Annotated in this window: 8 protein-coding genes; 3 read left to right on the top strand and 5 right to left on the bottom strand. The window is 54.0% G+C overall.

Annotated features, from left to right (window positions below):
* Together BMZ40_RS13260 and BMZ40_RS13255 are read right to left on the bottom strand one after the other, a co-directional pair.
* Window positions 1–992 (bottom strand): esterase/lipase family protein (locus BMZ40_RS13260; protein ID WP_218143775.1); only part of this gene is annotated, 992 nt, incomplete at its 3' end.
* Window positions 989–1393, bottom strand: coding sequence for a contractile injection system protein, VgrG/Pvc8 family (locus BMZ40_RS13255; protein WP_092376651.1), 405 nt, complete (start codon window positions 1391–1393; stop codon window positions 989–991). The genes BMZ40_RS13260 and BMZ40_RS13255, both read right to left, overlap by 4 nt.
* 841 nt (window positions 1394–2234) lie before the next feature.
* Between BMZ40_RS13255 and BMZ40_RS13250 the strand changes: the two genes are divergently transcribed.
* The gene (locus BMZ40_RS13250) at window positions 2235–5672 is read left to right on the top strand and encodes a PAS domain S-box protein (protein ID WP_092376647.1); all 3438 of its coding nucleotides are present in this window, start codon (window positions 2235–2237) and stop codon (window positions 5670–5672) included.
* A gap of 330 nt (window positions 5673–6002) precedes the next feature.
* Window positions 6003–6692 carry a dihydrodipicolinate reductase C-terminal domain-containing protein gene (locus BMZ40_RS13245; protein ID WP_092376644.1) on the top strand — a complete coding sequence of 230 codons (690 nt, stop codon included), beginning with the start codon at window positions 6003–6005 and terminating at the stop codon, window positions 6690–6692.
* A 108-nt stretch (window positions 6693–6800) separates the two neighbouring features.
* Here the strand turns inward: BMZ40_RS13245 and BMZ40_RS13240 are convergent, their stop codons facing one another.
* Together BMZ40_RS13240 and BMZ40_RS13235 are read right to left on the bottom strand one after the other, a co-directional pair.
* The gene (locus BMZ40_RS13240; RefSeq protein ID WP_092376641.1) at window positions 6801–7142 is read right to left on the bottom strand and encodes a hypothetical protein; all 342 of its coding nucleotides are present in this window, start codon (window positions 7140–7142) and stop codon (window positions 6801–6803) included.
* Window positions 7143–7301: 159 nt separating this feature from the next.
* Complete coding sequence (locus tag BMZ40_RS13235; RefSeq protein WP_092376638.1) at window positions 7302–7706, bottom strand: hypothetical protein; 405 nt, start codon at window positions 7704–7706, stop codon at window positions 7302–7304.
* 244 nt (window positions 7707–7950) lie between these two features.
* Between BMZ40_RS13235 and BMZ40_RS13230 the strand changes: the two genes are divergently transcribed.
* Complete coding sequence (locus tag BMZ40_RS13230; RefSeq protein ID WP_092376635.1) at window positions 7951–8529, top strand: DJ-1/PfpI family protein; 579 nt, start codon at window positions 7951–7953, stop codon at window positions 8527–8529.
* Between the two features lie 68 nt (window positions 8530–8597).
* Here BMZ40_RS13230 and BMZ40_RS13225 read toward each other — a convergent pair whose 3' ends face one another.
* Window positions 8598–10550 carry a methyl-accepting chemotaxis protein gene (locus BMZ40_RS13225; protein WP_092376632.1) on the bottom strand — a complete coding sequence of 651 codons (1953 nt, stop codon included), beginning with the start codon at window positions 10548–10550 and terminating at the stop codon, window positions 8598–8600.
* Window positions 10551–10835 lie beyond the last annotated feature (285 nt).

The following is a 10835-nucleotide window of genomic DNA, read 5'->3' as shown; positions in this document are numbered from 1 at the left end:
GCATGCGGCTGAAACCATTCGCCATGGATGAGGCCCCAGTAGTCCTTGTGGTGGCTTTTGGCGTAGATTTCCTCATACGGATCGTTTTTCGGGTAGGAGGTGAACTTTTTCGGGTCGTCCAGGTCCTGGATATGCAACCAGGCTTGCTCCCCCCTGTTGTTTTGATAGAACTGGTTGGGCAGAAGCTGCAGAACTCCTGGTGCGTGGGGCATGATGGCGGTCATGTGCGGACCGCTGGGGCCCAGAACCTCGCTGACAACCCTGCCGAGCAAGCCTTCCGCTCCCGTGCCCGCTATGGCCCGGTGATAGGCGTCCGGCGCTCCGTGCACGGGTTGGGCGCCATGCACGACGCCCAGGACTTTCTTGGCCAAGGCTTCCCCGCCCTCTCCGGCCAGGGCATACCGCGTCACCAGTCCACCCATGGAGTGGGAGATGATGATGACCTTGTCCGCTTTGATGCCCATGATGAATTCCTGCAGAGCCTTGCCGGAATTTCGGGACGAATCCACCCAATCGAAACCGAATGCATAAACCGGCAAATCCAGAAATACCTTCAGCGGCGTCTTCCAGTCATGCAGGCCGCCGAGCAGTTTTCCGAAAAAGTCCCAGGACAGACCGGTCCAACCTCGCTCTTCGGCTTTGGGATACTTCTTGAGTATTTTTGGGTCCCCTTGGGCCATGATCTGGCGACCGTTTTCAATGAGGAAATTGTAACGCTTCTCAGGGGCACAGCGGAAGAATGTATCCCACATGAACCCCAGATCGTCCGGATCCCACACAGTCTCGCCTTCCAAATTGCGCAACCGCGACGCCATGACACCCGGCACCACCACAATGGCCACGGTCTGCCGCTTGACCCGAAAAACATGGGTCCGGTTCACTTCGCAGTTGGAGGCGACGCGGGGCTTGAACATTTCCTGCGGCGTCTTTTCGTAGATTCTGGGAGCGACGTATCCATCCTTGGCATGTTTGAGCCGGACCATTTTTTTCATGGCAGCACCTTCTGGTAGGCGGGTTCTTCGCGCAGGTTCACGTGGGCTTCGATGTCCTGGCAGAGAAGATGGTCCATGGTTTTGACCTGATTCAGAAAATGGAACCTAGGCACGAGCAGGCAGCGGTAATGGGTGCGCTGGTTGGCGGAGTGCAGTTGTATGAAGCGGTGGATGACGCCGTGCATATGGCGTATGCCGCCGCTTTTGTCCTGAATGGACAGGCTCGCCGCCCGGCCCGGCAGTGCGGCGAAATCGAGGTTGCCTGGGTCGGGGACGAGCTCGATCTCGAACCCATAGTGACGAAGCATTTCCCGGGCGCCGGAGAAGCCGTAGACTCTGAAACCAAGAGCGGCGGAAGTCTCGAAGGTGAACCAAGAACTGCCTGCTGTCGGATGCCGCATTGAACCTCCCTGTGCCGTATGACGGCGATAGTTTTTTGTTCACTATGCCAGTATCGCGACGTCAGAAAAATTCGGGAAAACATGTACTTTCGCGGCATGAATTTGGTGAAAAAGGTTCGTAGATAGTTGAGATTCGTACAGGATAAACACCGAAGAGTCCGACTTGGTTACGGCAATTTTGCTTCAGCGGGTTCTTTTTCTTTGTGCGGCCCATCTTCGTCGATGTGCTCCACCGGTCCACAAAAGCCATTCCCACTACATTCCGCTTTCAAATCCTTATCCTGCGCCTACTCCACTAGGTATGGATCAGCATCGCTATGCAAGATGTCCATCATGGTCATAAATTGGATTGTAATAATCCAAAATGATTTATAATTAATAGAAAATAAAAAAAGTTATCATTTTCAAATCTCTTTTTCTTGACTTGCTTGCTATTTACTCAAAGGCTCCCCTCCTGTTTTGTCCCATCATTGTACTTTATATATGAATAAACTTTTATTTCGTTTTTTTGCTTCATCAATCATATTTTTTTTATTGTCAGCTGCAATATAAAGCGCCTTTGTAACTGAATTGTCTTGTATGACATTGCGGTGCTTAAAAATTTGAAATTCGTTTTTGTATGACAAATTCTCATTTTAAAACTCAGTCTTGGCTTCTATTAGTAATAAAATTGCCGTAAGTAATGGTCATGCAACTAAAACAAGATGGAGCATTGTTTAATTTTTTTTACCTATGAGCTAGCTTACTGAACGAAAAGCATGAGCTGCGCACCTGCGCCCGCGAAGGCGAGGCTGAACGGTTTTGGGGTTTTGTCGCATGTTTTGAATTTCAGGAGGTAGGCATGGATCGTAACGGCGTCGGCGGGAGGCTTAGACTCTATCGCCAGCTACGCAACCTGACTCAGGAAAGTCTTTCCGAGGTCATCGGCGTTACGAAGCAGCATCTGGGTCAGATCGAACGAGGGCAATGCAATCCGTCGCTTGATTTTTTGTCCAAAGCCGCCAGTGCCCTGGACACGCATATCGCAAGCTTTTTCCTTGGAAACGGCAACGATTCGGTCATGTTCAACGCCCATTCGTTTCCTGAAGGCGACGGGGGCGTTAGGCCCTTTTCAACGTGCGGCCTGTGGATGCTCTCCGGCCCCGGCGGGAAAAACATCTGGTCCAAATCCCTGTGCAGAATGCTCGGCCATACGTCCGTGCGGGTTCCCTCTCTGACCCAATTCTGCAAGCATCTTACTACGGATGCGGCCGTCGCATTCCGGGCTTTTTTCGCGCAGGTGCTGGAAGGCGACGTCCCGGACTCCATGATCTTTGCGGTGACCCGCAAGGATGGCGTGCAGCGCAAAGTGCAGGCGGTGGCGGAAATTCTGAACGGCGACGGCCGCGACGACCCTGCGGAAACGGCATACATCATATTCTGGGACATGACGGATTGGCTCGAAACCCGTCGCATATATCATTACACCCAACAGGAACTCAACGACACCATCAGGGACAGGACGGCGGCCCTGTCCAGCGCCGTTTTGACTGCCAGACGGGAACTGGAACTGCGTCAGGATGCGGAACGTGCAGTCCAGCAGGCCCACGGAAATCTGAGCCGACTGGTCCAGACCATACCGGTCATCGTCTATTCCCGAAGTTTCGAAGGATCCACCACATATTACTGTTCTCCCCAGGCTCATGACGTTCTCGGATACAATCCGGGAGAATCGGACACGTCGGGAGGGTTCTGGACCGATCGCATTCATCCGGAAGACGCTGCCCTGTATCAAGCCGCGCTGGAACAGGCTTCACGATCCGGATCTCTCGATGTCGAATATCGCGTCCTGAACGAGGCCGGAAGAGTGATGTGGCTTCACGACAAGGCGGTCATGACGGATGAGGGTGACGGGCTGGTCATGCACGGGGTGGCCACGGACATAACGCAGCAGAAGAACGAGATCGAAACCCGCAAGGCCCTTGAACGCAAGAGCATGCAGCTCGACACGATGCTACGCCTCATCTGCGACAATGTGCCGGACATGATCTGGGCCAAGGATCTGGAAAAAAAGTATATTTTTGCAAACAAGGCTGTTTGTGAGACGCTGCTGGGTGCATGCGATACAAGCGAACCCATCGGCAAGACGGACCTTTTCTTCGCTCAGCGGGAGCGTGCCCGGTATCCAGGCAATCCCGACTGGCACAGTTTCGGCGAAATCTGTCGTGACACGGATCAGATCACCATCGATTCGGCTGGTGCGAAGCAGTTCGATGAATACGGCAACATAGCCGGAAAATTCCTCTTTCTCGACGTGCGTAAGGCCCCGCTCTTCGACGAAAACGGGGCCATGATCGGGACCGTGGGATCGGCCAGGGACGTTACCGTCCAAAAAAGAATGGAAAAAGAGCTGGAGGCGGGCAACATCGCCCTGCGCGCCATCCTCGACAGCATTCCGGCCGACATCTGCGTTTTGGATGTCGACACGGACGAGGTTCTTTTCATGAACGCATCCATGCGGGAGAGTTCTGAAAAATTCGGTTCGAATCCACATGATTGCCAGCAACCGCATGGTAGGTCGGAAGGCTTGCACCCGGACAGGGACGAAGCCGGAGACAAAACGCTTTCCTGGGAGGCCCTCGATCCTCAGACCGGAAAATGGAACCTGTATTTCGACAGGCCCGTGTCCTGGTTTGACGGTCGTCCGGCCCGCATCCGCATTGCCATGGACATCTCCGCGCGCATGCAGGCCCAAACCCTTCTGAAAAAGGCCGCCGAGGAGCAGCAACTCCTGCTTGAGAATATCCAAACGCAGGTCTGGTATCTGACCGACGAGCAAACCTATGGCGCGGTCAACGGGGCGCATGCCGCCTTTGGCGGACTCGCCATGGAAGACATGGCCTACAGGGATATCTACGATATCTACCCCGCCGATGTGGCCGATATCTGCCGACAGGGAAACGAGCGGGTCTTTTTTTCGGGCCGTCCGGTCCGCACCGAGGAGTGGTTCCCGCATTTTTCTGGTGACCGAAGGCTTGTATCCATCCTCAAATCACCCAAACTCCGTTCCGACGGAACGGTGGAATACGTGGTCTGCTCGGCCGAGGACATCACCGAGCGCTGGCGTTCCGAAGAAGCACTCAAGAAAGCCAAAGAGTTGGCCGAGGAGGCCAGCAGGGTCAAGTCCGGCTTTCTGGCCAGCATGAGTCATGAGATCCGCACGCCGATAAACGGGATCATGGGCATGCTTCAGCTTTTGCAGACCACGGAACTCAGCGCGGACCAGGATGCGTTCGTGGACATGGCCGTGAGATCCTGCGACCGGCTGGTTCGCCTGCTCTCGGACATCATGGATTTTTCCCGCATCGAGGCCGGCAAGCTCATCATTCAGGCTGCACCGATGAGCCTTGAGAGCGTCTTTGGCCAAGTTCGCGAACTGTTCACGCCGTTTCTCCAGGACACCAAGGTGACGTTGGATTTCACCCTGGACCCGGCCTTGCCTTGCCGCATTCTCGGGGATGCGTTCCGCTTGCAGCAAATCCTCAATAATCTTGTGGACAACGCCTGCAAGTTCACCTCCGGAGGCAGTGTGTCCGTGCAGGCTTTCAGACTGCCCACCGTCGTTCCGGGTACGGTTCGAATATTTTTCGAAGTATCGGACACAGGCATCGGCATACCCGACGATGAACTCAAGAGCCTCTTCGACCCGTTCATCCAGATCAATGATGGATATGTCCGCAGCCGCAAGGGTGTCGGACTCGGCCTCTCCATCTGCAAGCGCCTGGTGGAACTCATGGGCGGGAGCATGTCCGTGATCAGCGAGGCGGGAAAGGGGACGGCCTTTGTCTTCTCCCTGTCTTTTGCCATGGATTCGACCCTTGATCATCCTGGCGGCGTCGATGACCGGCAAGCCACCAATCTTTCAGGAAGGCGCATTCTGCTGGTGGAAGATGATCAGGTCAGCGCAATGGCCCAGCAGGCCTTGCTCGCTCGTCACGGAGGCGAAGTGATCCATGTTCGTGGTGGTCAGGAAGCTCTGGATACCCTGCGCGTACACCCCTTTGATCTTGTGGTCATGGATGTGCAGATGCAGGACATGGATGGCATCGAGGCCACCATGCGCATCCGCCGGGGAGAGGCCGGGGAGATGCTCATGAATATTCCCGTCATCGCGTTGACGGCTTGCGCCATGGTCGGTGACAGGGAGCATTTTCTGGCCGCCGGCATGAATGCGTATGTGGCCAAACCCATGGACATCCGCGAGATGCTCTGTGTCGCGGGTCGGATACTCAAGGGCTGATGCCAGGCAGCGAAAAGGCAGCGACCAGACAACGACCAGACAGCGGCAAGGCAGCGATAAGGCCATCCGGATTCGGATGTTTTTTTGTGGGGCCTTGTGAACGTACCTGGATTGAGGCGACTGTCCATCGCAAGCATTCTTGAATCATGCAAATCGTGACGCTGTATCCCGCTTACTTCCCACCCGCGTTGACCATCAACAAAAACATTCATGGATACAAGTATATAGCGCAAAATAAGCGCTTGCCGTGAGCACCGCCAATCATGTAGCGAACTGAACATTGATTCATGGGCCCAGGGCTTCTAGGTGCAAAGACAAGGAAAGGAAGGTATGGAAAATTTTGCGATCATCATCGTCGGCCACGGAAAACTGGCGACCGAACTCTTGAATGGCCTGGACGGTCCGGCAATCTCCCGCGTGATTCCGTGGACTGGCCAGAACACTCCAAAAAGCGATCGATACATGGTGGTGCACGCCGGTTCAGGACGTGAACTCAGCGATGTCATCGAATTCTGCACCGCCACCGCTTCCATCCTGCTCGACCTGTCCACCGGCGAATCACGCTTCCCCGCCACGGTCACGTTCCCGGTGGTCATCTGCCCCAACGTGAACATGCAGATGCTCTCCTTCATGGCCATGGTCAAACAGTCGGCCAAATATTTCCAAGGCCAGGACATCGAAATCACCGAATCCCATCAGGCATCAAAAAGCACCAAGCCCGGCACCGCCGTCCATCTTGCCAAATCCCTGGGCGTTCCCGAGAGCCGGATTCGATCCGTCAGGGATCCGCAAGTGCAAAACGAAGTTCTTCAGATCCCCTCTTCGTTTTTGGATCGTCATGCATACCATGAGATAGTGATCAAGAATCCTGAAGTCTCGATTCGGCTGGAAACAAAGGTGCTTGGCAAATCTGCATATGCATCGGGTCTTGCACGGGTTGTCGAGTTGGTGGCCAAAAGTAATCCGGAGCCAGGATATCATGACATTGTCGATCTCTTGATCAATAACGATCAATCGTGATTTCAAGCAATTAATGTTTTTTGGTTTCAATAATATGTCGAAAAAAAATGCAGGAGATTATTCTATCTCCTGCATGAGTATCAACACGTTCTTATTTTTCAGGATGCTCTATTTTTTGGGCAAATCCCTTCCAAATTTATAATCACCCCTGCATTTTTCGAGACAATCCTCTTTTTCCTTTCCACGAAGATCATAGCAAGAATTAAAGCATTCTCTGAAATCTTTCTTGTATTCTTCATGGGCATCTTTTTCACTTTTATACATTTCGCGACAGTCCTTTATGCATTGCGGATCTCCGTCGCATTTATCCATGCATCCGCCGTAGCCCATAAAAGCTGTTGAAGAAAAAGGAAATGTGACAATGGCAAACAAGATGATTACGCTCGAAAAAAAACATTTCACAACAAACTTCCTCCTGATTTTGGATTTTTCATTGGTCAATCCGTTCATAAATTGAAAAAATTCTCGTAAATATTTTCAAACGCTGAATTATTATTTCTGATATCAATGCAATAGTATGGATTTATTCGAAAATACGTCACTGCTAGAAGTTCCATCCCCTTGAAACTGGAAAATGGCAAAGACTCTGCGTAAATTTTTGCAGCACCATCATTTCTCCATTGGGAGCATCTTTTTTTCTTTGCCAGATTCCGGGGTGCTCATGACCCAACCTGAATGCGACCAAAGATGCGGGCGTTCGTCCATCGAGCCTTGATATTGAAGCAGCCCAAGGGGTGTTTCCAATTCTTCCCCTTTCTGTCCATGAATTTCAGTCCCTTCACGGGTCAAAACCCCATGGTACCCTTGGCTTCTGCTGCCGGGTTGCAAAACAAGCGTTTCCAGTTTCCACCCATCCTTTTCAATGGCGGGCAGCGCCTGGAGCTCATGTTTGACATTGCCTGTTTCCGGGCGCGTCTTGATCTTGAAATCTTTCGCATCCCAAGCCGACGCAGTCGTCAACATGACAAACCCGGCCAAAAAACATGCGATGAAGACTTTCAAAAATGAGTTCACGTAAATCCCCTGAGGTTGTGCTTGTGGTCATGAAAAAGCAATTCCTTGAGTAAAATACCTACTTAACTGATCCAAGGGAAAAAATCAATTTTGCCGCTTCGGACACAAACCGCTCCCCACTGATTATTCATGGACAATGGACAAGCACCCGCTTCAGGATCTATGAATCACCCTTCTTTATAAACCAACGAGTTCAGGCATGCCTTGAGCGATCCTGAATTCAACCGCTGAAGGAGGCGCGAACATGTCCAAGAAAATATTGATGCTGATTGGTGATTACGTCGAGGATTACGAGGTCATGGTCCCGTTTCAGGCCCTGACCATGCTTGGGTACGTTGTCGAGGCGGTCTGCCCGGACAAGAAGGCCGGAGAGTTTGTGCGTACGTCCATCCATGATTTCGAGGGGGACCAGACGTACAGCGAAAAGCGGGGTCACAATTTCACTCTGAACAAGGATTTTGGCGCGGTGGATACCGCCGATTATGCCGGACTTGTCGTTCCAGGCGGCCGCGCCCCGGAATACATTCGCCTCAATCCGCGTGTGCTTGAGATCGTTCGCGAGTTCGACGCTGCAGGAAAACCCATCGCGGCCATCTGCCACGGACCGCTCGTGCTCGTCACGGCAGGGGTGCTCAAAGGCAAGAGCTGTGCGGCCTATCCTGCCTGCGGGCCGGACGTGACCTGCGCCGGAGGCAAGTACGCCGACATCGCTCTCGACAAGGCCCATGTGGACGGCAACCTCGTCACTGCACCGGCCTGGCCCGCGCATCCGGACTGGATCGCCAAGTTCGCCGCGCTGCTTGGAGCCAAAATCTCCATTTAGCAAAAGTCATACGAGCTTCAAAACAGACAGGCCCGGGAAGCGATTCCCGGGCCTGTCATGCGTTCGTTCTATACCTTGAACTGCCCTACCAGCCCCTTGAGCTGCTCCGCGAGCTTGGAAAGCTCTTCCGCGCTGGCCTGGACCTGTTCGCCGCCGGAACGGATATCGCTGGTGATCGAATCGACCGCGGTGATGTCCTGGGCGATGTCCCTGGACACTCCGGACATCTCCGAGGAGCGCGAGGATGCGTCCTGAACGCCTGTCGTCGCCTGGTTGATGTTCGTGGCCACTTCCCGGGTTACGGCGGACTGCTCTTCGATGGCCGCAGCGATGGTGGTCACGATCTCGTTCACATCGCTGATGACCTTGACGATCTGCCCGATATCGGTGACCGCGCTGCCCGTGGCGCTCTGGATACCGTTGATCTTGGTCCTGATGTCGTTGGTGGCCTCGGCGGTCTTCAGGGCCAGATCCTTGATCTCGTTGGCCACGACGGCGAATCCCCGTCCCGCATCTCCGGCCCTGGCCGCCTCGATGGTGGCATTGAGGGCCAGCAGGTTGGTCTGGGAGGATATGGCCGAGATCGTATCCGTGACCTTGCCGATTTCCTGAGCGGCCACGCCGAGTTCGCGCAGGATGCCCGCGAAATTGTCGACCTGGTGCGCAGCGCTGTCGGTGGTGCCCCGGGCGCGTTCGGTGTTGCCCGCGATCTCCCCGATGGTGGAGGTCATTTCTTCCGTGGCCGCCGCCACCGATGACAGGTTGGTCGTGGTCTGTTCCATGCCCGCTGCGACGGAGGTGATATTCGTGCTCATCTCTTCCGCCGCCGCTGCCACGGTGGAAGTCTTGGACGAAAGGGATTGCACGCTTTGCGTCGTCTGTTTGCTCACCGCCGAAAGCTCTGTGGCCGAAGATGCCACGGTCTGCGCATTGCCGCTTATTTCAGAGATGATGCGCTGGAGTTTTTCCACAAAGGTGTTGAAGTATTGGGCCAAGAGACCGATCTCATCCTGGCTTTCCACTGGAAGCCGCTTGGTCAGATCGCCTTCTCCCTCGGAAATGTCCCGCAGCAGGGCGACGCAGTTTTTCACCGGGAGCAGAACGGACCGGCTGATCAACAGGGCGATGATCAGACCAATACCAAAAAAGACCGCCGAGGCGATGCCTATCATCCAGCGCATCTCGTAAACTTCAGCGAGCACATCATCCTGCATGGCTCCCACGGCTATGGACCAGCCATTACCGTCGATGGGCGCGAATCCGAAAAAACGGTCCTTGCCCATGAAAAGATAACTATCAAACCCGGACTCGCCCTTGATCATGCGCTGAAGCATCACCGCCAGGGTCGCGTATTCCGGGTCCGTCTTGCCCTCTTCGATGAAGTTGCGTTGATCCAGCACGAACTGCCGGTTGCCGTGGGCTATGAGCGTGCCCTTGTCGTCGATAATGTAAGAATATCCCGAAGCGCCATACTTGATATTGTCCGTGACCTCGCTCAGCAGCGTGGCATCGAGGCGGGCCAGCAAGACCCCTTTGACATCCCCGGCAAACCCCCAGATCGGAGTAGCAAGAACAATGACCGGCGAATTGGTGACCCGGCTGATGATGACATTGGAAAACACGGATTTTCCGGCCATGGCGTCCTTGAAATATCCCCGGTCACCCAGCTCTGCAGTGCTGCCGTCGGGATATTTGGCCTTGCCGTCGGCATCTATGACGCCCATGATCAGGTATTTCATCCGCTCGGTTTCGCGCTCCAGAATGACTTGCTGTCGGTCCCAATTCATGGACCGGATCACGTCCCGGTTGGCGATCCCCTCCATGCCCACCAGATAATAGTCCAGACGGCTCCGGACCAACCTTGCGCCGTCTTGCGCCATGAACTGGATATTCTCTTGTACCTGGCTCAAGGCCGAACGCTTGGCCTGATCATAGGCGATGAAACCAAGGCCGGCGCAGACCAGAACCAGCAGACTCATAAAACCGCCGATCAATTTCATGCGAATCGGAATCTTCTTCATCGTTTTCTCCGGTCCATTCAAGGTTAGTCAGTTCGCGGTCTCGTCAGCACCATTGGGACATGAATCATGCGTGGCTACAATCCTTAAAACACTCGGGAAAGAGCGCTTCGCGCATTCAAGACATCCCTACTCCACCCTTGCAACTGGGCGTTTTATAAGCCTAACCTAGATTTATCTCAAGATAAAGTGGCAGATGAGATAGGAGACTTCTTTCTCGCGTGAAGGCGCGGTCGTCAAAAGCGGCCGTGCGCGAGCATGAGCATCCGCAAAGGCGCGATCCTCCGA

This window comes from Desulfomicrobium apsheronum (assembly GCF_900114115.1).
Classification (GTDB): domain Bacteria; phylum Desulfobacterota; class Desulfovibrionia; order Desulfovibrionales; family Desulfomicrobiaceae; genus Desulfomicrobium; species Desulfomicrobium apsheronum.
This window is presented reverse-complemented; position numbering and strand designations above follow the sequence as displayed.

Bases quoted from the DNA above. Each gene is read 5' to 3' on its own strand.
- BMZ40_RS13245 (WP_092376644.1), top strand. From the start codon at position 6,003: ATGGAAAATTTTGCGATCATCATCGTCGGCCACGGAAAACTGGCGACC.
- BMZ40_RS13240 (WP_092376641.1), bottom strand. From the start codon at position 7,142: ATGAACGGATTGACCAATGAAAAATCCAAAATCAGGAGGAAGTTTGTT.
- BMZ40_RS13225 (WP_092376632.1), bottom strand. From the start codon at position 10,550: ATGAAGAAGATTCCGATTCGCATGAAATTGATCGGCGGTTTTATGAGT.
- BMZ40_RS13255 (WP_092376651.1), bottom strand. From the start codon at position 1,393: ATGCGGCATCCGACAGCAGGCAGTTCTTGGTTCACCTTCGAGACTTCC.
- BMZ40_RS13230 (WP_092376635.1), top strand. From the start codon at position 7,951: ATGTCCAAGAAAATATTGATGCTGATTGGTGATTACGTCGAGGATTAC.
- BMZ40_RS13250 (WP_092376647.1), top strand. From the start codon at position 2,235: ATGGATCGTAACGGCGTCGGCGGGAGGCTTAGACTCTATCGCCAGCTA.